A 21,428-nucleotide genomic window follows, 5' to 3' on the forward strand; every position below is an offset into this window, starting at 1 on the left:
ATGATATTGGTTCAATTATATACGTGAAATGGAATTATAAAACTATAATAGCTAAATTCTCATCAAATATTGTAGTGTACTTACACAAACTCAGTAAAATTCAATCATTTCCGCAATGCTTATTAAATCCTGCTCATCTTCGACACCTGTAATCGTATATTGATAGTTCTTTGTTGGAATAATTAATTTGAGATCATTTTTCTCATGGATAAGTACTGCTAAATGTTTATTAATGGTTATTTCCTGCTCTTTTTTTACAAAACCATTTTTATCATTACCATATATATTTTTTTGTTTTTTCTCTGTATGTATGGAAAGAAAGCTTCCGTCTGACAATGGAAAATCTGCATTTACTAGAATAGAATTCTTTACCTTCGTCGCACTTATTTTCGGTTCTCCAGTTATCTTTAATGAAGATAATTTAAGTGTATATAGAGAATAAGGAATTCCTGCTTCCTCTGAAAGAAATACGGTGTTTTTATTTTCGACTCTCTTTTGTTCTTCCGCTGTAATAATGACCAATTCTTCTAGATCAGCTGGTTTTTCATCCATTGCGTTTATATCCTGAAATTTATGTAATAATGGAGATTCAATACGAATTAATAAAAAGAGAATAGTCGATGCTATTATAAATGCTACGAAAGGAAACGGTTGAAATATGTTTTGTTTTTCCTTATGAACATGCATCCTCTCTTCTAGCTTTAAGCGGGTAGCTTCTTTTCGTTTCTTATCCCAAATGATATCTGTTTCTAAATTTGTTAAATCTAAATCAAGCTGTTTATATGACTTTCCCATTTAACTCTCCCTCCTTTTTTAATTCTTTCTCCAATGATCGAATAGCCCGAAATAAAGTAGATTTCACCTTGCTTTCTGACCATCCTAAAATCTCTGCCGTTTCTTCTATAGAAAACTCCTTCAGTTTCCTTAGTATAATGACCTCTCGATAAGATTTTTTTAATGAACTTAATGCATGATAAAGATTCAGCGATTGCTCCTTCATTTGTAAAATCTCTTCTGGCAATGGACAATCATCTTTTTTTAGTAAAAAGGCTTCTTTTATAAGTAGTAACGGCTTCTTTTTTCTAATCATATCGACGGTAAGATTATGAGCAATTCGATAAAGCCACGTTTTTTCACTGGCTTGTCCTTTAAAAGTATCCAAACGAAGAAATGCCTTAAAAAAAGTCTCGTTTGTTAAATCTTCTGCCTGCTGATAATCTTGAATCATAATTAAGATATATTTAAAAATAGCATCCCCGAACTTTTCATACCATTCTAAGATAATTTTGTCTTTTTCCTTCTCCACTTTTTCCCCTCCTTTTAAAAAAGTTCTATGTATAGACGGATGAAGTCTTTAAAAGTTTTACTTTTTTATAATATTTTCACAAAATAAAAAGTGGAGTCCTTCAAATAGGCCCACTTTCAGTAATTCTCCGTTTATATTTTTAATACCGATACTTCCCTCATTCGTTTCATCGCAGAATGAACCGTAAGCCGATGATAGGATATCAATTGATTTTTATAAACCACACCATAAACGCCATATGGAGTTGGAGACAGTCTTAATAATTCTTCTCGCGATTGTAAAAGTTGGATTTCTGCCTTAATATCTAACTTTGTTGCTGCTTCTATTACATTATCGATTGCTATGTCTATATATGGGCATTGCTTTGTTCGAAGGATGGTTAATTGATTGTTATAACGAGTTAGCCGTTCTTCCCAGTCATTAGGAAAATAAGGATTTGGTGCATCTTCCATTTTGTAGACTAATAACTCAAATCCATATGGAGCCTGATCTACTTCAACAAAACCCTTTTTTATAAAAACTTCTTTACTTGGTGTCCAAGAAGTTGTTGGATTTGTTACAACAATAACGCCATTCTTCTTATGATCTTTGGCATCTTGAATAACCTTTTCAATTAGGTGAGTGGCGTAGCCTTTCCCAGTTATATTAACCCAAAGGCAATGTATGACATAGTAAATTTCCCCATATACTACCCTTGAGGAATGTTCAATTGGTGTATATTCAATAAAACCAGCCAGCTTTTCATTCTCCAACATTTGAATATATGTTAAGCCTTGTCTAAATTGATCTATTAACCAACCTTTTTTCCCTTGATAGCCTGTTGACTTCGTTTTGCTTCTTAAACAATAACAACCTATTTCCTCTATATTTTCTGTCGTTAATTCAATAAACTCTATATTATCCAACAGTTTTCTCCTTCCTATTATAATTATTTCACTCCAGATTTCAGTAAACAATTTATTTAAAATACCAATCCATTGCATTTTGATATAGTACTAGATGTGATTCTTCTCTTATAGCATTCAAAATAATGTCTATATCAGATACTTGAAATGGCCGCTTCGCCCTTGTAGAAGGTAAATCTGTACCAAACATTAAGGCATTTGGATTTACTTCATGTATTTTTTGGAGAGCTGTAACTGGATCAAAATCAAGTCTCCCAAAACCAGTTGCCTTTACCTTTACTCCTTTTTCGACCAAATATAGTAGACTTGAAAAGCCAGTTTGAGATAATCCTAGATGATCAATAGACACAGCAGGTAGTTTTTCTATTAATGCAGCAATGTCTTCTAAATCATTCGAATTGATGTAGATTTCTGAATGCCAACCAACTAATTCAAATACTCTTCTTGCTAGATACTCCATTTGTGAAATTTCGGCAGAGCCACCACGTTTTAAATTAAATCGAATAGCTTTCACACCAACTTCATTTAATTGAATAATTTCTTCATCTGAGACACTAGCAGGTAGTTGTGTTACACCTACGAAATTACTGCCTAAATTGTTTAATGCTTGAACTAAATAAGATTGGTCAAAGCCTTGGAATGATCCTGAAACAATTGCACCACCTACTATATTTAAATTTTTTATAGCATTTAAATAGTCATCTGAAGTGAATGTATTTGGTATATAGCCTTGGTTTTCTATCAAAGGGAAATGATTATCTATAATATGAAAATGTGAATCAAAGATTTTCATTTTATGTACACTCCTATCAATTATTTATCCTGCCTATGCGTTAAATCGCCTTCTAATACAATCTGAGCTGTATCATTAACCATTTCTACAACTGTGAGACTCGTATCGTAGATAAAAGGAGGTTCCCAAATTTTTTCGATTGGCAACTCTTTAAAAATAGCTAATAATACTTTTATAACTACTGAATGTGTAACAAGGAGAATATTACCGGAAGAATACTTGTCTTGTATCATTTTCAAAGCTTTAGATACTCTTTTTTTCACTTCAAAAAAGTCTTCTCCATTTATGGATTTATACTGATGAGGAGCATTCCAAAAGAAGTCGAATTGTTCTGGATAATTATCTTTTAAATCAGCTAATGTTTCTCCTTCCCATATCCCCATATTGATTTCTTTTAATTGATCATCTGGAATAAGGGGAATCTTTCTATCCCCTTTAATAAGATTCGCTGTTATTATGGTTCTTTGACTCGGGCTCGTATGAATAGCATCAAACTCAATGTCTTTCAATCTATTGCCTAATAATATCGCATTCTTTACACCATTTTCCGTTAACGATGAATCACTCCATCCTTGCATCCTTTTTTCTGTATTCCATTTTGTTTCTCCATGTCTTGTTATGTAGAGAGTAAGCATTTTTATCTCCTAACTCTAATAGATATAACAAAAGTTACTTTTTATAATAAATTTGTATTATTATCGTAATTCAGTATAATATCACCAAAATTCTATTGGTTTTGGGTTGTTTATCATGTATTTTTATCCTAGTGTGGTTCATTTGGTTTCTGAAAATGATGATCACTAAGCATCTAAAGACTATTGCAAATTAACTTATAAGACAGGTATTTTTTTGAAGTCCTTTTTATATATACTTCCTAAATATTCCTGTTCTCTACTACTTTAACAAATTTCTCCCATTTATATAAAGAAAAATCAATGCTATTCTATAAATAAGTAACTTTCAAGAGGTGTAATCATTGAAAATATTAAATTTCGGTTCTTTAAATATTGATAAAGTTTATACTGTCCCTCACTTCGTTTCTGCGGGAGAAACATTATCTTCTACTAATTATGAAGAATTTCCTGGAGGAAAAGGGTTAAATCAGTCGATCGCTCTAGCAAAGGCCGGAGCAAAGGTATTCCATTGTGGTAAGATTAGCAAAGATGGTCTTTTCCTAAAAGACATTTTATCTGAATCCAATGTAAATACGGATTGGATTGACGAAAATGGAAGCACGACAGGCCATGCCATCATACAAGTGTCTTCCAATGGGGAAAATTGCATTCTTTTATTTGGTGGAGCAAATAAAGAAATAACGATAGAGCAAATTAATCACGTTCTTGCAAATTTTTCAACGAAAGATATTCTCCTATTGCAAAACGAAATTAACCATTTAGAATACATAGTGGAAACAGCACATAAAAGAGGCATAAAAATTGTGTTTAACCCTTCCCCAATTGATGAGAGTTTGACAACATTAGATTATTCTAAAATAGATTACTTAATTTTAAATGAAATTGAAGCAAAATCTATTACAGGTGAAGATTCAACGGATAAGATTTTTCAACAGCTTCTATCCTTGAACAATCAAATGAAAATTGTTTTAACATTAGGTACACAAGGAGTCATTTATAAAGATAGTTCACAAGAGTTTAGTCAAGCAGTCTATAAAGTCAATGCGGTTGATACCACCGCAGCTGGAGACACATTTTTAGGATATTTCTTAAGCCAGATTTCTCAGCATGCCGACATAAAGAAAGCTCTGCAAATCGCTTCAAAAGCAGCATCTATTGCTGTAACACGTAAAGGTGCCGCTTCCTCCATCCCTACATTGAAGGAAGTTATGGAATCTATTTAAATATATTTAGCCTTATCAAGGGAGAATCTTCAAAGTGATGTCTCCCTTTTTTTATGAATCTAGTTCCACTCTTTAATAAACCTTTTTATTTTCTTTCATTCTGGCATTAATTAATATAATTTGTAAGATTATGACCTTAACGGAATATATATATTGCATTAAGTAATATATAGTATATATAATGTAATATATATATTCCATCCATAAGGAGAATGCTATTGAAAAACAAACTAAAAATCGCTCGAATTCAAGCCGATTTAACGCAGCAACAATTAGCAGATAAAATCGGAGTTACGCGGCAAACAATTAGTCTTATCGAAAAAGGGAAATATAACCCTACTTTAAAACTTTGTCTTGAACTCTGTTACACCGTTAACAGAACATTAGATGAATTATTTTGGGTAGACAAGGAGGAATAATGATGAAAAAAATAAATGATGAACGATTAATAATGAAAAACTTGCAAAACATTCGTATCGCTTATATTATTCAAACCATTGGTATACTTGGAATTTTAGGTTATGTTTTAGTAACAAAAGGGATGGATGGCATGACAGACAATCCTGTATGGTATGTATTCATTGTTACTGCTATTGTCTCCGCCTATCTATCTATGAATGTTAATGTGGACCATGAAAACCGTAAAAAGGACCCTAAAAAAGGATTATATCTTTCTATTTTAATCATCACTGTTCTCTCTTTTTTTATAGGCCAGCTTGTCATAAATACTGATGGGTATAAATTAATGAATGGTGTGTTAATTGGTGGAATAATATTTATATGTTGTTTAACTCCCGTCTTATATACATATTACTTACGAAATAAGCGAGAAAGGGATATAGACGAAGAAGAATGAAATTATCCTCGCAAAAAAATACATAATCCACTCTAATCTTATATCCCATAGTGAATCATGTATTTTTTTGCTTCCTGTGCTTCTTTTATTTTTATAGCTAGATCGATAAGCTCCTCCGATTTTCTTCTTGTTTTATTAGACAAAACGATATCTAAAAATATTGGTAACGACTCAGGAGGAATGAGCGTTATTCCGTTGTATGCTAAACCATTAGCAGGTCTTTCATATGTATGGAAATATGTTTTCATCATCGCTAATTGTTTTATCATCTCTTTTATAAAATCATCATTTACTGTGACACAATTATAAAGATCAGGTGTGTATTGATTGTATACTTGCTGTTTATTAAAATTTTCGATGATACCAAATTCATGGAAAATATGCCTTCATCCTTTCAATAAATTATTGCTAAACTCCTCTTTCTTTTTACTATCATAAATTAAATATTTCTTTAATTTGTTTTGCAACTTCCTCTGCACTTTTGTTTGTATTATTAATTCGCAAATAATTTCTATGTTTTATTTCTCCTGGTAAAGAATTTAAGCGATAGGCTTCCATGGATGTTTTCAAATCATTTTCAGACCAAGCGATATCTCTTTTACTAGGTTTATGTTCAAGCCGATTCGGACTTTTATTTCTTTCAATTCTCTCCTCTACATCTGCTTCTAGCTCAACGAAATAAACCGATGCCCCTCTTGATTCAAAAAGCTCGCAAACCTGACTTACATAATCCCAATCTTCTTTCATGTCAAACGCCCACACGTAAGCGAAGATGATGCCATTCAAATCACTTTAGATACCTCTTCGAATATTTCCTTACGAAACAGCCCCACTAACCTCTTACCAGCTACTGTTCCATTAATCAAAAAATGTACTAACTAAATCAATGGTCATATGATTATGGAATAACTTTAAATCTGTTACTTTTGATAGTTCTTGGCCAACAGTCATTTTCCCGACTGCTTGTGGGCCTACAATAAAAACTAATTTCAATACCTTCTCCCCCATTTCATTTTCAAACTATAATTTTTTATTTTAACAAAGAATAATCATAATACAACAAAAATTGGAAATATGACGTAAAGACCACATTACCATTTACAATATTAACCATCTGTACTAAAATATATTTTAGTAAACAAATTTTTAGTAAAGGTGGTTAATATTGTGAGCTTACTTGACGTCTATTTACAAAAGAATGGAAAAAAGCGTTATGATGTTTTTAAACAAACTGGCATAAGTCAACAAATGCTAGCTGCCGTCAACAAAAAGAATGTCAGCAGCTATTCAGTAAAAACCATTCAAGCTATTGCTGAAACAGTCGAAAAAAGCGAAGGAACAGTATTAGATGAACTTTTGCAATTAGAAAAGAACACTGCCTATTTTGAAGTATACAATACAGAGGATTTACTGCTCGCCTTTGCAAACAAAGAATCCCATATTTTAATTAAAGAGGATTATAAAAAAGAAATCGAGGAATTGGCAAAAACACAGCTGTCAGAGACAGAAACATTAGGTCTTGAATTAGGTTCATCTGGTACCATATACATTCTAGGTGAAATTTTTTATCAGCTTGCATTGAAGCTAAGTAATAAAAATACCGATCAAAAGAAGCTAGAAAACGATATTCGAAAATATAAATTGAAGAAACTTAATGAAAAAGAATATCTTTTGTATTATAAGCATTTGGATTATTAAGCAATGGGAAGGCAAATTTTGAGTCGCCTTCCCTCTCTTAAGTAACTCTCTCTTATTAAACCGTCTTAAAAAACTTTATTTACAAATGCTGCTACCTTTTACTAACAGGTATCCAAATTTCACATGGTACTTTCGGAGACTGTAAATCTTTACTTTTAATTGATAGGATTTCAGGTCCTTGCATTTGTTGATAGCCTGAAGATGGGAACCATTCGGCATAAATATTTCCCCATACTGTCTGTACTGTTTCCGGAAAAGGACCCTCTGACTCAAACACAGCCCAAGTTAGATTAGGCACTTCTAAAGCTGCAAAGCCCTTTGGACAGGATTCTGTTGTAGCAACCCCAATGTAATGATCAAGAGTACCTTTTTCCATCATCCTTTCTTCTGAAAAATTTGTCGATGCTTGAATTATCCCTCTTGGTTCCACATTTGATAGTTGTAGTAGTTCACTAATCTTCTCTTGCCCTAGCTGCTTCCACATAGCATTGATTTCCGGGTTCTCCCCTTCAAAAATAATCGGTACTTTCTTCATCATACCTACTATATGAAAAGCATTCTTTTCTTCTATTCGGTAATTCATTTCGACTCCTCCCTTAATGGTTAATTGGAAGGACATTCGTGGATATGCCTTTAATGGGATTCCCTTGATTCTCGCTTCAGAAGTCGCTATTCCATGAAAACGTTGAAATGCTCTTGTAAACGAATCAGGTGATGAATAGCCATATTTAACGGCAATATCAATAATTCTTAAATGGCTATTCTCTAGCTCGAATGCAGCAATCGTTAGCCTTCTTTTACAAATATACTCTGTTAGTGATATCCCAGCGAGAAACGAAAACATCCTTTTAAAGTGGTACTCAGAACAAAGAGCAATCCTAGCAACTTGCTTCATATCTATTTCTTCAGACAAATGCTCTTCGATATATTGAAGAGCCTGATTCATTCCTTTAATTACATCCATTTCATGCCCTCCCCTTCTTTATAAAATTTACCAAACAAATTTAACACGCTTCCGACTTTTCTTGCACAATTCATGCAAGATTCCATGTATTATTCAAATTTCTTCAAAACTAATTGATTATTTTCGATTTCATATATATAATCTGCAATACGCTCAATAAATGCTTGATTATGTGAAACAAGAATGACTGTTCCTTCATATGCTTTTAAAAATCGCTCTAAAGCTTCGATACAATATATATCTAAAAAGTTTGTCGGCTCATCCAAAAATAGGACATTATATCTTCCTAGAAAAAGCTGACATAATGTTAATCGAATAGCTTCTCCCCCACTTAATTGGCAGACATTCTTTTTTAAATCATTCCCTGAAAAATTCATCGAATGAAGAACAGAACGAATTTTACTTTCTCCATAATCACTCTTTTCTTTCATATAATCCTTGACTGATTGGTTCTTTATAAATTGATAGTCCATCTGTTTATACATACCAAGAACAGCATTCGGAGAGATAGTAACTCCCTCTTTTTGATGAATGATATAGTTTAAAAGGGATGTTTTCCCTGAACCATTTTTTCCAGTAATCACAATATTCTTTCCTAATGGAAATTGAAAGCTTACGTCTTGAAGCAGTATTTTTTCTCCTGTTTTCAACATAATTCTGTCGCCCATAATGGGAAACTTATTATGCATGGTAAGCGTTTCTGACTGTTGAAACCGCAACTGTTGTTCGTTTTTAGGAGCTTCTACCATTTTCAATTGTTCTACTCGCTGTTCCATCGCTTTTGCTGCTCGTTGAACAGACTTTTGGCTTGTATCTTTTGATTTAGTCATAAACATTTTATTAGCTTTTGCTTTTGTTCCTTTTTTAGAAATATGGCCGTTAGCCTGCGTGATTTTGTCTGCATTTTTTCTTTTTACTTCCGCCGCATTTACAAGTAGAGTTTTCTCCTTTACATATTTCTCATGTTGCTCCTGCTGTTGTTTTCGCTGTAGTTCCTTTTGAGCAGTATAATCGGAATAATTCCCTGTATATTCCGTTACGATTCCATCCTCTACTTCCCATATTTTCGTCACTAATTTATCAAGAACAGTCCGGTCATGACTGACAAGAATAAGCGCACCATAATAGTACTCTAATTCTTCTAATAAGAACTGTTTTCCTAACTTATCCAAATGGGTTGTTGGCTCATCAAATAATAAGCCTTCCCTATAGGTGGAGAAAATCTCTGCTATTTTGAGTTTTGTAAGCTCCCCTCCACTAAAATTTTCTAATGCCGTTTTAGGGATAGAAAGTTTTCCGATTAAGTCATACTCTATTTCTTTTTTCTCAGGTGGGTTTAATTGATCAAAATAGGCGAAATCTACAAAACTATTTATTTTTCCTTTCTCTGGCTGAATCCTACCTGCCATTAATTTTAGCAAGGTGCTCTTACCAGCTCCGTTCTTCCCTACAATACCAATTCGATCAAACTGATGTACAGATAATCTTGGTATGGTTAACACGATCCGATCTAAATACGCAATTTCTATATTTACTAATTCAAGACATACTTTTTCCATTATTTTACCCTCCATTGGTTATTTTCCAATAAAAAAAGCACAGGCAAATGTCCTGTGATCTCGAGTAAAAGGGGAAAAACTACCTTCTTAAGATAGAGTTATCATTAATTGCCCTGTTATTAAAGGCAAATTAAAAAGGCAGAAATATCTACCTTTTAGCATTCCATATAAATACAACTCAGTTGTTACGATTGAGTCAAGTTTTTGTGGGAGTTTTTTTAGCTCCCTTTTTTATAAAGTAAAACCTCTAAGATTGTATCCGCTTTCTAATTGGTTTTGTTCTTCCAACTGTTGATTCTCTCTTTTTTTAAAAACCTTTTAATCCCTGTAAGGCAAAGTGAATGGGTTTTCCAATCGCTTGATTTAAGTATGGCAGGTTCTGACGCACGGTTTCTGTTACTAATTTTGTGGATATTTTTCTTTTCGGTCGATGCTCTTTCTTTGATTTTTCCGTGGCCTCTTCCCATTTCCCATATATCGTTTGGATGGATAGGTCATCCTTCAATCCAATCCACAAGCGCGCCATGCTCATGACCCCTTTTTTGCTCCATGCTCTTCCATTTTTTAATCGTTTGGCTAATTGATTCATCATTGCTTCTGCACTTCCCATTGGTCGATATGCTGCCGTGTCCACGCCTTTCTCTTGTAACCAACTACGGTAATCTTTTATGGTTTCCTGATGATGCGTTAAAAAGGCGAGGAAATGCGCTAGTTTTTCTTCCTCTTCGGGTGTATCCATTGTTCCTATTGCGCTATTCAACTCTAAAAATAAGGAATCAACCTGATAATTTCTTAACGCTCTTTTCATGTAGCGATATCGAGGATGGTTTTTCATAAGCTGCTTCATCGAACGAGCCACATGAAAACGATCCATGGTGAAAAAGGCGCGTTCCCGAAAATACTCTCGACATGCCGTTATCCAGCCTGCTCCATCGCCATTAATAATAAGCAAGGTTTGGGTAGGATCATACGCATAATGATTCTGTAAGAACGTTTCAAAGGCTTCCCAAAAGGGTTCTTTTCCTTCATAGAGAAAATGCCTTTTATTTCGGAGTCTGACTCGCTTTCCGTTTTCTTTCCATCCCTCATGTACAGCGGCGAATTTCAACTCCCATCCACGCTTTTTCTTTTCTTGACTCTTCACATATAATCCATCTACTTCGACAAACAATACCTTTTGAAAAGGGCGTTTTTCCTTAGCGGGAAGGACGCTTGTATGAAGAAGATGTTGCCGTAATGCTTCGTGGCTCATCGCCGAATAACCTAAAAATTGTTCGAATGTTTCCACCGCCTTTCGATAGGAAGAGCCATTTGTCGCTAATTCTAGCCCCCATTCTTCTAATAGTGGACTAAACCCTTTATTCCCTTGAAACTGTAAGTAGTGATCTAACAGACAAATATATTTTTTGGTTACACGATCGAAATAATAATTACGCTTCAACGCCACTGCTCCAAACGCTGTATCTACTCGTATTTCTCGCTTATCTCGTAAAGCAAATCTTCTTTTGTCTCGTTGCTGAGCAATCTCTTGATCCCAATTTTCTAATGTTTGAACAAGAATTTCTTGAAACGTCATTTGTAGTGTTCGAAATAAAGTTTTTTCCAATTCTTTTAATGATGGCATTTTTGTGTTACATTGATTCATGAGAGCCTCTCCTTTTCGTAGTTTTCTAGTCAAATTCTACTTTACAAAAGGAAGCTCTCTTTTTTAATGCTTCATTTTTTCCAGCTACCGCGCTCACGCTTGGTGGCCTTTTTGTCTAGTTGGGGGACGAGTCCCCCAACTAGACAAAAAGGATATTTATTCTCCCACAAACATTTTACTCATACAGTTTTTATTCTATCTAAAAAAAGCTTCGTTTCAGCCTTTACCTCTTCAATGATATTGTCTTTCCTCTCTAACAACATATGTAAGGCATCATCTACATAGCCATTTTCAAAAGTTTGCAAAGGAATTGGTAGTTCCTCTTGATCTAAAATATAATAAGTACCATTTGGTTTTACTACAAGATCAATGATTAAATCTTCAAACAATACAATATCATTTTGAATCCAATTTTTTCTAACAATATTAAAATATGCACCTAAATATTTTCCAGTTGTATCTCTCCAAAAATATAAATTATATGGCTGATCTAACCAATAATAGGCAAACGTAAATGTCCCTTTTGGAATAACTAGCTTTTGTTTCCCCTCCCTCATTTCAAACGGCTTTTCAACTTGATGTAAAAGTGTAATTTTCCTAGTATCAGCGTGAAGAAGTTTGCATGGATAATCTTCTGTTGTAGAATCATAACGAATTTTCCGTTCTGTTATCTTTTTACCATACTTTAATCGCATGTCTAACTCACTATCCTCTCCATTAATCATATCCCTATTTCTTTCCCTATCATATAAGAAAAGCAAACATTTATACAGGGCTAATACGAAGAGTGAAACTTCCATCAATGTAGGTGTTCCTTCCACCAACCCATCATTCTAACATTCATTCGGAGTCTTTCTGTCTATTAAGAACATATTATTTAGCGATAAAGAGAAAACATTTGGAAAGGTATATTAATAGTGGATTCAAAAAAAGGATAAAATCGAGGAATATAGTCAGAAAAACTTGGCATTAATTTAAGCATCTCAATCATTACTTTTCAAAAAAAAACAATGCTATAAGAAGAAAATTATATGGAAATAAATTAAGAAGTAATAGTGATTTTAACTTGTATTGTTCAAATAAAAAATAGGTATCACTATTCCTATTTTTTATTTGAACAATTATTACTCAGTAGCTATTTGTCTAATTGAAAAATAACACTTTTCAATTCTGCTATTTCCATTGTTTTCTTCGTTTCGTTCATGTTAGAACGCACATAATCAAGGAGTACTTGCGCTTTCCCTGTTTCAAGTTGTATGCCTTCTTGTTCTAAAAAATAGTAGATTGCTTTTAAACCTGAATGCTTTCCTAAAACGAAATGGTGATTCTGGCCAACTTCCATTGGATCAAAGGTTTGATAGGTTTTACTATATTTTAATAAACCATCTACGTGTATACCAGATTCATGGGTAAACACCTTCGATCCTACAATAGGCTTCGCTTCGGGAATTTGTCTACCTGAGGATTGAAATACCATGTCGCTAAGTGAATGAAAATAGGTAGTATCTACATTTATCTTGCCGTTATATAAGTGCTTCCATGCCATAGCTACTTCTTCAAAAGCTGCATTACCTGCCCTTTCTCCGATTCCACCAACTGTGGTACTGGCCCATTTTGCTCCTGCCTGGATAGCAGCTAGTGTATTAGCTGTTGCTAAGCCAAAATCATTATGACAATGTATTTCCAGTTCAATATCTTCTGGGCAATTCCTTACTAATTCCTTTATATTCCTTTCAGCTGTATAAGGATATAATGCGGAAACTGTATCAGCATAACGAAATCGCTTCACTCCATTTTGATATAATAAATGAATTAACTCCATCAAAAAAGAAAGAGACGATCTCGAAGCATCTTCAAATCCAACAGATACATGTAGATTAAAAGATTGTGCATAAGCCACTACTCGCTGAATCTGGAGAGCTATTTCCTCCTTATTTCTCTTTAATTTATGCTTCATCATGATTTCTGAAGTTGGTATCGAGATATGAACCCAATTTACTCCCGTTTGTATAGATGCATCTATATCTGCCTTAACTGCTCGATTCCATGTGATTAATTGGATTGGAAGCTGCATTTCTACTAAAGAGTGAATAACTTTTTGTTCTTCTACTCCCATTGCAGGAATTCCAACTTCCGCTTGTTCTATACCTGCATCTGCTAAAAGTGTTGCAATCATTTGTTTTTCATAGGCTGTAAAAACAACTCCAGCTGTTTGTTCACCGTCTCTTAAAGTAGTATCACAAAATTGAATATTCACTATTACACCCCTTCTCCCTTTCCTTTAATTAAAAACAAACAGTGGAACAAGTTGAACAGTCAGAGGTTGTTTTCATGATAAATATCCCCTCTTTACCTTCTTGAATCGTAAAATAAACGACTGTATCCTCTAATAGCTGATGTGACTGTTTATCTATAAAAATATTTAATCCTTCCTGTTTTATTGTTTCATCAGTAGGCATTACTTGATGTTCCCAGTATAGCTCATATGTGAAGCCCTCTATATCATCAGGTTGAGCAATAATTCGAATGCCATTTTCTTTTCTTTTTTGTTTTTCTACTATTTCTATTAATTTGTTGGTTGCCTCCTCTGTCCAATACATCACTTTTTCTCCTCCCTTTGTCTAATTTGATCAAAAGGAAAAAAAGCTCCATTCTTTTTATAAAACTCTGGGAAAAATTTTTGTCTTATTGGGGTAGGTTTAACACAATCTCGGTATGCTCTAAATAATAAAGCTCTTTGAATATTCCATACTTCTTTTTCACTTTCATTACTTTCAAAGTAACCACTTTCTTTTAGATATTTTTGAAATTGCTTTAATATATGAACACGGGATACATTTAATATTTCTGGATGATATGGCACCTTAAAGAACTCAAAAAAATCTTCCGCATCATATAAATCTTGTAAGTTTTTATCGAACATCATTCATCCCTCTTTCCAACACAATGTGTGCATAATGGATTTCTTTTTAAAGAAAAAGTGGAAGACTGAAATTGTAAAGAATCAAAACGGTATAATTTATTGAAGTAAGGTTCACCGATACCTGTTATCACTTTTACTACTTCCATCGCGGCTAAACAACCTGCTATACCTGATGTTGCTCCAAGTACTGGGAATCCAAGCGGCTCCCATTTCGGGTCCTGCTGGGGAAATACGCATGCAAGACATGCCGTTTCTTTTGGTTTAATGGTTGTTAAGGATATCTCAAATCCTGACATAGCTGCTTCAACCATTATTTTTCCAGTATCTACACAAAGGCGATTTAATTCGTATCTTTCTGGAAAATCATAACGAGCATCTACTACAACATCAGCCCTTTTTACTAATGGATAAACCCTTTCATAACTAATTTTTTCCGGATAAGCTTCCACTATCACTTCTGGGTTTATCCGTTTAATGCTGTTAAGAGCACTTGGTATTCTTTGTTTTCCTACTTTATTGCTCTCCATTAAAATTTGGCGATTTAAATCTGGCAAAGCAATATTCCCTTCATGAAAAATGATTAATTTTCCGACTCCTGCTGCCGCAAGATAAATGGCTGTTGTTCCGCCCAATCCACCAATCCCAGCTATAAATACAGTTGCATCTTTTAACTTTTGTTGCCCCTCTAAGCCTACCAACTTTAACTGACGGCTATAACGACTAGAAAAATCAATCGGTTTATCTTGATTTTGTTCAAAACTCATACCTATCTCCTTTTCTTAATCCCTATAATTTACTCTCCTTTTCACTATTTAACGCTTTTGCTAACCACAATGGTGGCTTGCTTTGTAACAACAACAGCAATCGATCCAACTGCTCTTGTATTAACGTTCCTTCCTTAACTTTAATGGGCATAATCTTATTTCTAGTTACCCGAGCGGCTGCAGCTGGTCCTATTTGTGTAATAAAAAGTAATTTACAATCTACTATTCTATTTATTCGATAGTCAATTCGATTATTTTCACTTATCTCGCTAGCACATGAAACAACTCTAGTTTGAACCTTTTCATATTTCTCCTTTGAAATATCATAAATATCAAAAGACTCTGTATAGCCAAAATGTGTGTCAACATGTTTTCCATCATCTGTAGCAAAGGCGATTTTCATATGTAACCCCCCACTTTCTTTTACATTAATAAATTACTCATTTTTATAATCAAATTCGTTGTTCCTCGGTATCCAACACTTGTAAATAAGGAACTACCAATTTGATGAAAAATTGGAAAACCTATTGGAAGGAATGCAACATTTTTCCTATCTGCTCCCTTTTCACCGTGAGAATTACTTATCCACAGATCCGCATTATCAGCCATGGTTTCTAAATCGTCTAAATCACCGATGAATATATCTTCCTCCATATTTGATAGCACCTTAGCTGAAAAGCTGCTGACTAATCCATCTATCGTTCCGCCTAATTCTTTGCAGACGTTAACAATAGAAAAAAGATGATCTGGTTCTAAGCCAATAACTATTTTTTTCCCAGAAAAGTAAAAATGGGAATCCAATATACAGTCAAGTAAATTATCCCTTTCCCACTGGTAAAATGAGTCTCCTTTTTTTCCACTTAACGATTGCAAAAAAGAAAAAAATTCATCATTAGCTTTTAATCCTGTTAAGCTAGGAAACAACCGATAAGGTATTCCTGCTGCTGCTTCCAACATTTGAGCTGATTTTTCCAAACTAGTTCCCACAGCAATTGTCATTTCCGATTCAAATAATCCCTGTAATTGCTCCCTCGTAGCCCCCCCTTGTGATAATGGGGAAAAACCTTTTTGTAAAGATCCTGTTAACGAAGTGGAGATATCTGGTGCAGTTATGACAGAAAATCCAAATGATTGGATAATTTTTTTTATTTCCATTACATCTCCTGCCGTTAAAAAAGATCCTGCTAGCAAATTAATTTGGTTTTGTTTCTTTTTCATCGGTAATGTAAACTTCTGCTGTTCCACTAAACCACGTATCATCGCTTCAACGGTTAATTGAAAGCCAGATTCTAACGATCCTTCAAAATCTGGTAAAGCAACAGGGAAAATAAAACAGTTTGGTTCATTTGTTTTTAAATAGTTTTTAATGTTTCCTATTAAATCATCTCCAGCAGTTTCCGTTAAACCAGTACTTAATACTGCCATCAATGAAGGATGATGTTTGTTAAGAATTGTCTCCATTGCTTCTATTGTGCTTCTTTCCCCACCAAAGATAATATTCATTTCCTGAAGAGCAGTCGTTTGAATAGAAACTGGTTCCCGATAATGCTGTGTCATAAGTGCTTTAATGAAAGCAGCGCAACCTTGAGATCCATGTACAAGCGGGATAGCACGGAATAATCCCTGAAGCGCCAGAACTCCACCCAATGTTTGACTAACTTTTAGTGGGTTAATGGCAAGTTTCTTATCTAGTTTTACAATTGTCACTCTTTTCCTACCTCCTTCCAAGGAGAAGGAGATTGAAGTAATTCCCAAATTGGATGTTCCAATGCATACACTAATTGTTCTGCTAACCGTTTTAATCCAACATATCCAGCATAAGCATGATGGCGTTCTTGGTTTACATCAAGAAAAGGAATCTGTTCTTTTAAGGCAACATACATATTTCTCCCCCCAGCAATGATAATATCTGCTTTTTCATTACGAAAAGTTTCTAATATCTTGCTGGCTCCTCCGGATTCTATTAATTTTGCCGATTCTCCAATTCTTTCTTTTATACGTTCAATGTCATCCATCGTACTTTTATTTGTGCCAACTCCTACTACCTCTATTCCTAGTTCTTGGAGTGCAGAAATGATAGACCAACTTTTCACCCCACCAGTATAAAGTATTGCTCTTTTTCCTAATAATTTTTTACGAAATTTAGTTAAATCAAATGCTAGTTTTTCTTCTTGCGCTTTTGTAAAAGCTCGGACTTTTTTCATTAATTCTTGATTGTTAAGCATATATGAAATGGTTAGTAAAGATAGGGTTGTTTCTTTTGCTCCGTAAAAAGATCCTTCAAAATATGGAATATCGTATTTTTCTTCCATTTTTCTTGCCATGTTAATCAACGCTCTACTGCATACAACCATATTTAATTTCGCTTTATGCGCCCATCTAATTTTATGAAACCTTCCGTCTCCTGTAATATTAGCTAAAATGCGTATACCCACTTGATCGAAAAGTTCTTTTATATCCCACATTTCTCCGGCAATGTTATATTCTCCAATTAAATTTATATCAAATGGTGTTTCTATTGGAGGAGTATCTGTTCCAATTACATGGTCCATCAATGCGTTACCAGCTAATCTATTGCCCATATTCTTACTACCAACAAATCCTGGGCTATTCACTGGAATTACAGGAATTCCAATTACTTTGCTTTCGCTTTTACAAATGGAATCTAAATCTACACCTATTAGGGCGGTCACACAAGTCGAATAAACAAAAATAGCCGGTGGACTAAATCTGTCTGCAATTTCACGAATTGCCCCTCTCAATTTTTGCTCTCCACCGAAGATAATATCTTGTTCTTTAAGATCTGTAGTTAATCCATATTGATAAAGATAGGACCCCGAACTTAAACTTCCTCTCGCTTCCCAACTATTTCCGCCACACGCAATAGGTCCATGCACAAGATGTGCTGCATCGACAATGGGAAGAAGAGTAATTTGAGCGCCATCAAAAGAGCAACCACCTGATGCCGCACCAGGAGTTGGCTGAACACAACCTTTATGTGCCTGATTTACCGAGTTATGTTCACATGCTGGTTCAGCAAATGCCTCTACAACATATTTCTCCATGCTATAATCCCCCCCCTATCAAAAAATTTCCGCTTAATCCCTAAAAAGTTGATTGTCAGCGAGATTATAGATATCCCGCTGACAATTCTTACTTACCGTACTGTATCATAGCTATGATCTGGTGCCTCATCATCTAATTGTTGCAATATAGTATTAACAATTAACGTCAATACATTTAATGTCCCTTGATAACCGATAATTGGATATCGATGCATGTGATGACGATCAAAAATTGGAAAACCGATTCTTACCAAAGGAATTTTAGCATCTTTTGCACAATACTTCATATGTGTACTACCTATTGCAAAATCAACGGGTTCTGTTAACAATAAAGATCGCATATGCCATAAATCTTTTCCTATGTGAACTTTTCCGTCAATACCATATGGACTTTTTAATAAAAGCTCTTCAGCTTCCTTTTTGAATTTTTTATCTCCATTCGTGCAAACGATATGAATTGGTTCAATCCCAACTTCCAAGCAAAAGGAGATTAACCCAAGTAGTAAGTCTGGATCTCCTGCCAAGGCTACACGCTTACCGTGTAAATAGGCATGGGAATCAGTTAAAGCATCTACTATTCTTCCGCGTTCTTCTTTGAGAACAGCTGGTATATCTCTACCAGACAATTGTTTAATGTTTTCTAATAAAGTATCTGTATTTTTAATTCCTATCGGCATCCACGATGAAATCGTTTTTTGATGCCATGATGTCTTAATATACTTTTCTACTTTTTTAGTAGAATATTTTTGTAGCAAAATAGTTCCATTTGCATTTGGAGCCTGTGCAACATCTTCTAATTTGGTGCCACCATAGTAATAGTTATATTCACCATTTGCTGGAGAATCTAAATTGCCACTATGATCACCTAGAATGGTATAATCTACATTCATAAGTTCTAAAATTCTTTTTAGTTCTGCGAAATTACCTGTATACGTATCAAATCCAGGAATAATATTTATTTTATCTGTAGGAACCTTATTTTCTATATCTCCTTTTTTCTCGGACAAGTAGGAAAGTATCGAGCGCATCATAGAATCATAACCATGAATATGAGATCCTACAAAACTAGGAGTATTGGTAAACGGAACTGGAAATTCTTTATCGATTGCTCCTTCTATCCGTGCATTCTCAATAAATGCACTTAAATCATCCCCAATAACTTCTGCCATACAAGTTGTACTTACTGCAATCATTTTCGGTTTATATAAGGCGCTACTATTTTGAAGCCCCTCAATTAAATTTCTCATTCCTCCAAATACAGCTCCATCTTCCGTCATAGACGAAGAAACTGCTGGTACAGGTTCTTTAAAATGCCGAGCAAAGTGACTACGAAAATAGGCTACACAGCCTTGAGAACCGTGAACAAAAGGAAGTGTTCCTTCAAAACTCAAACCTGCTAATACTGCCCCTAGAGGTTGACAAGCTTTTGCAGGGTTAATGGTAGCTGCAGCTCTGCTAAAGTTTATATCTTTATATTCTTCCGTTTTTAAATAATCTTCTGTTTCTTCTACTTCCTGTATAGAACATGGCGCTTCAAATAGCAGTTTATTTTCTGCCTGTTTTTTATATTTCTCACTCTGAAATAAAGTATTATGATCTTGAATTTCAGGATTTTTTGCCATAATTATCCCCCCTCCTTTACTTAATATGGTGCTGCCAATAGATCCCAAACAGGGCTATTTATAGCAGTATCCATGTCTTTTGCAAATACTTTAAATCCATCAAACCCATGATAAGGACCGCTATAATCCCATGAATGCATTTGTCTAAATGGAATTCCCAATTTATGATAAACGTATTTTTCTTTTACACCAGCACCCATTAAATCTATATCTAATTTATCTGATAGAAATTCTATATCATATGCAGTTGGATCATCATACAATATGGTTCCATCATGTAATTCTGATAGTGTTTTCTCATAATCATCCTTATGTGCAAATTCATATCCAGTCGCTACAATTTTCATCCCTAAATCTTCATAAGCACCGATAGTATGGCGGGCACGCAATCCACCAATAATGAGCATTACTTTTTTCCCTTCTAACCGAGGACGATATTTTTGAATGATTTCATCCATCTCAAGTTGGTATTTAGCTATTACTCTTTCTGCATTTTCTTGAATTGTTTCATCAAAATGGGCCGCAATCGCACGCAAACTTTCTATTGTTTTCGTTGGTCCAAAGAAGTTATATTCCATCCAAGGAATACCATACTTTTCTTCTAATGTTGTAGCCATATAGTTCATGGAGCGATAACAATGTATCAGATTTAATTTTGATTTATGGGTGATTCCTAATTCATTGATGGATCCATCTCCTGACCATTGAGCAATAACTCTCAAGCCAATCTCTTCTAAAAGAATGCGAGAAGCCCATGCATCTCCACCAATATTATAGTCTCCAATAATAGCTACATCATATGGACCCGACTCTGCCAGTTCTCGAGTACCCATAACGTGATCTCTAATAGTGTCATTTGCAATATGATGGCCAAGTGACTGACTAACTCCTCGGAATCCTTCACAACGAACTGGAATAACTGGAATCCCCAGCTCATTGGTCATTTTCTTCCCAACCGCTTCAATATCATCACCAATTAATCCAACAGGACATTCAGATTGAATGGAAATTCCTTTTGCAAGTGGGAACATCTTTTTCACTTCTCTACATAATGCCTCTAACTTTTTATCTCCACCAAATACAATATCTCTCTCTTGGAAATCACTAGTTATTTGCATCGCGGTAAAATTATTTATGCCCAACTTACCGTTTGCGTAGTTTCTTCGGGTTCCCCAGCTATATTGGCCACACCCTACTGGTCCATGGCTAATATGAATCATATCCTTAATCGGTCCCCAAACAACTCCCTTTGAACCTGCATAAGCACATCCACGAATGGTCATAACGCCAGGACGTGATTTGATATTGGATTTAATAGAACATTTGCCAGATTCGATTGTCTCTTCATCGGCAATTTGAAAATGTTTTTTTCGGAATTTTTTTGTTTTTTCCGGATAAACCTCTAACAGCTCATCAATTAATGCCTGACTCTCCTCAACTTTTGTACTCATCAAATCTCACCTCTTTTCT

23 protein-coding genes and 1 pseudogene are annotated in these 21,428 nt (G+C 34.5%); 4 read left to right on the plus strand and 20 right to left on the minus strand.

The window, feature by feature from the left end; all coding sequences use genetic code 11:
- Positions 1–90 precede the first annotated feature (90 nt).
- The 5 genes from ACWNMZ_RS23510 to ACWNMZ_RS23530 all read right to left on the minus strand — a co-directional run bounded on the left by ACWNMZ_RS23510 (position 91) and on the right by ACWNMZ_RS23530 (position 3,639).
- Positions 91–795 (minus strand): DUF4367 domain-containing protein, encoded by a 705-nt coding sequence (locus ACWNMZ_RS23510; RefSeq protein WP_251630072.1) that lies wholly within the window; start codon positions 793–795, stop codon positions 91–93.
- Positions 779–1,306, minus strand: a complete 528-nt coding sequence (locus tag ACWNMZ_RS23515) for an RNA polymerase sigma factor (RefSeq protein WP_251630073.1) — start codon at positions 1,304–1,306, stop codon at positions 779–781. Before ACWNMZ_RS23515 ends, ACWNMZ_RS23510 begins: the two co-directional genes overlap by 17 nt.
- A 131-nt stretch (positions 1,307–1,437) precedes the next feature.
- Positions 1,438–2,211 carry a GNAT family N-acetyltransferase gene (locus tag ACWNMZ_RS23520; protein ID WP_251630074.1) on the minus strand — a complete coding sequence of 258 codons (774 nt, stop codon included), beginning with the start codon at positions 2,209–2,211 and terminating at the stop codon, positions 1,438–1,440.
- A gap of 52 nt (positions 2,212–2,263) precedes the next feature.
- Positions 2,264–3,004, minus strand: coding sequence for an amidohydrolase family protein (locus ACWNMZ_RS23525; protein ID WP_031539664.1), 741 nt, complete (start codon positions 3,002–3,004; stop codon positions 2,264–2,266).
- A 20-nt stretch (positions 3,005–3,024) separates the two neighbouring features.
- The gene (locus ACWNMZ_RS23530; protein WP_251630075.1) at positions 3,025–3,639 is read right to left on the minus strand and encodes a histidine phosphatase family protein; all 615 of its coding nucleotides are present in this window, start codon (positions 3,637–3,639) and stop codon (positions 3,025–3,027) included.
- Between the two features lie 341 nt (positions 3,640–3,980).
- Between ACWNMZ_RS23530 and ACWNMZ_RS23535 the strand changes: the two genes are divergently transcribed.
- The 3 genes from ACWNMZ_RS23535 (at position 3,981) to ACWNMZ_RS23545 (ending at position 5,718) form a co-directional block, all read left to right on the plus strand.
- Positions 3,981–4,862, plus strand: coding sequence for a ribokinase (locus ACWNMZ_RS23535; RefSeq protein WP_031539665.1), 882 nt, complete (start codon positions 3,981–3,983; stop codon positions 4,860–4,862).
- A gap of 218 nt (positions 4,863–5,080) precedes the next feature.
- Positions 5,081–5,281 (plus strand): helix-turn-helix transcriptional regulator, encoded by a 201-nt coding sequence (locus ACWNMZ_RS23540; RefSeq protein ID WP_031539668.1) that lies wholly within the window; start codon positions 5,081–5,083, stop codon positions 5,279–5,281.
- A 2-nt stretch (positions 5,282–5,283) separates the two neighbouring features.
- Positions 5,284–5,718: a hypothetical protein gene (locus tag ACWNMZ_RS23545; protein WP_031539670.1), complete on the plus strand. Its 435-nt coding sequence runs from the start codon at positions 5,284–5,286 to the stop codon at positions 5,716–5,718.
- A gap of 38 nt (positions 5,719–5,756) precedes the next feature.
- Here ACWNMZ_RS23545 and ACWNMZ_RS23550 read toward each other — a convergent pair whose 3' ends face one another.
- Together ACWNMZ_RS23550 and ACWNMZ_RS23555 are read right to left on the minus strand one after the other, a co-directional pair.
- Positions 5,757–5,987 (minus strand): hypothetical protein, encoded by a 231-nt coding sequence (locus ACWNMZ_RS23550; protein WP_414630351.1) that lies wholly within the window; start codon positions 5,985–5,987, stop codon positions 5,757–5,759.
- Positions 5,988–6,150: 163 nt separating this feature from the next.
- A pseudogene (locus ACWNMZ_RS23555) lies at positions 6,151–6,711 on the minus strand (AAA family ATPase).
- A 174-nt stretch (positions 6,712–6,885) separates the two neighbouring features.
- Between ACWNMZ_RS23555 and ACWNMZ_RS23560 the strand changes: the two are divergent.
- The gene (locus ACWNMZ_RS23560) at positions 6,886–7,416 is read left to right on the plus strand and encodes a hypothetical protein (protein WP_251630076.1); all 531 of its coding nucleotides are present in this window, start codon (positions 6,886–6,888) and stop codon (positions 7,414–7,416) included.
- Between the two features lie 91 nt (positions 7,417–7,507).
- Here the strand turns inward: ACWNMZ_RS23560 and ACWNMZ_RS23565 are convergent, their stop codons facing one another.
- The 13 genes from ACWNMZ_RS23565 to nifD form a co-directional block, all read right to left on the minus strand.
- Positions 7,508–8,380: an AraC family transcriptional regulator gene (locus ACWNMZ_RS23565; protein ID WP_031539678.1), complete on the minus strand. Its 873-nt coding sequence runs from the start codon at positions 8,378–8,380 to the stop codon at positions 7,508–7,510.
- Between the two features lie 89 nt (positions 8,381–8,469).
- Complete coding sequence (locus ACWNMZ_RS23570) at positions 8,470–9,939, minus strand: Msr family ABC-F type ribosomal protection protein (protein ID WP_251630077.1); 1,470 nt, start codon at positions 9,937–9,939, stop codon at positions 8,470–8,472.
- Positions 9,940–10,246: 307 nt separating this feature from the next.
- Positions 10,247–11,584 carry an ISLre2 family transposase gene (locus ACWNMZ_RS23575; protein ID WP_449598936.1) on the minus strand — a complete coding sequence of 446 codons (1,338 nt, stop codon included), beginning with the start codon at positions 11,582–11,584 and terminating at the stop codon, positions 10,247–10,249.
- 179 nt (positions 11,585–11,763) lie between these two features.
- Positions 11,764–12,309, minus strand: a complete 546-nt coding sequence (locus ACWNMZ_RS23580; RefSeq protein WP_251628764.1) for a DUF402 domain-containing protein — start codon at positions 12,307–12,309, stop codon at positions 11,764–11,766.
- A 410-nt stretch (positions 12,310–12,719) separates the two neighbouring features.
- A complete protein-coding gene (nifV, locus tag ACWNMZ_RS23585; RefSeq protein ID WP_251628767.1) occupies positions 12,720–13,841 on the minus strand; it encodes a homocitrate synthase in 1,122 nt (373 codons plus the stop codon).
- Between the two features lie 28 nt (positions 13,842–13,869).
- Entirely contained in the window at positions 13,870–14,184 is a 315-nt protein-coding gene (locus ACWNMZ_RS23590) for a HesB/IscA family protein (RefSeq protein ID WP_031538356.1), read from the minus strand.
- Positions 14,184–14,507 carry a nitrogenase-stabilizing/protective protein NifW gene (locus ACWNMZ_RS23595; RefSeq protein ID WP_235249585.1) on the minus strand — a complete coding sequence of 108 codons (324 nt, stop codon included), beginning with the start codon at positions 14,505–14,507 and terminating at the stop codon, positions 14,184–14,186. Before ACWNMZ_RS23595 ends, ACWNMZ_RS23590 begins: the two co-directional genes overlap by 1 nt.
- A complete protein-coding gene (locus ACWNMZ_RS23600; protein ID WP_235249583.1) occupies positions 14,507–15,271 on the minus strand; it encodes a HesA/MoeB/ThiF family protein in 765 nt (254 codons plus the stop codon). The genes ACWNMZ_RS23595 and ACWNMZ_RS23600 overlap by 1 nt, the downstream gene beginning before the upstream one ends.
- Before the next feature lie 22 nt (positions 15,272–15,293).
- Positions 15,294–15,674, minus strand: a complete 381-nt coding sequence (locus ACWNMZ_RS23605) for a NifB/NifX family molybdenum-iron cluster-binding protein (protein WP_031538359.1) — start codon at positions 15,672–15,674, stop codon at positions 15,294–15,296.
- A 20-nt stretch (positions 15,675–15,694) separates the two neighbouring features.
- A complete protein-coding gene (nifN, locus tag ACWNMZ_RS23610; protein ID WP_235249581.1) occupies positions 15,695–16,978 on the minus strand; it encodes a nitrogenase iron-molybdenum cofactor biosynthesis protein NifN in 1,284 nt (427 codons plus the stop codon).
- Positions 16,975–18,336 (minus strand): nitrogenase iron-molybdenum cofactor biosynthesis protein NifE, encoded by a 1,362-nt coding sequence (nifE, locus tag ACWNMZ_RS23615; RefSeq protein WP_235249571.1) that lies wholly within the window; start codon positions 18,334–18,336, stop codon positions 16,975–16,977. Before nifE ends, nifN begins: the two co-directional genes overlap by 4 nt.
- A 92-nt stretch (positions 18,337–18,428) precedes the next feature.
- Positions 18,429–19,958 (minus strand): nitrogenase molybdenum-iron protein subunit beta, encoded by a 1,530-nt coding sequence (gene nifK / locus ACWNMZ_RS23620; RefSeq protein ID WP_235249569.1) that lies wholly within the window; start codon positions 19,956–19,958, stop codon positions 18,429–18,431.
- Between the two features lie 20 nt (positions 19,959–19,978).
- Positions 19,979–21,409: a nitrogenase molybdenum-iron protein alpha chain gene (gene nifD, locus ACWNMZ_RS23625; protein ID WP_031538363.1), complete on the minus strand. Its 1,431-nt coding sequence runs from the start codon at positions 21,407–21,409 to the stop codon at positions 19,979–19,981.
- Between the last annotated feature and the right edge of the window lie 19 nt (positions 21,410–21,428).

This window comes from Niallia sp. Marseille-Q9988 (assembly GCF_976954375.1).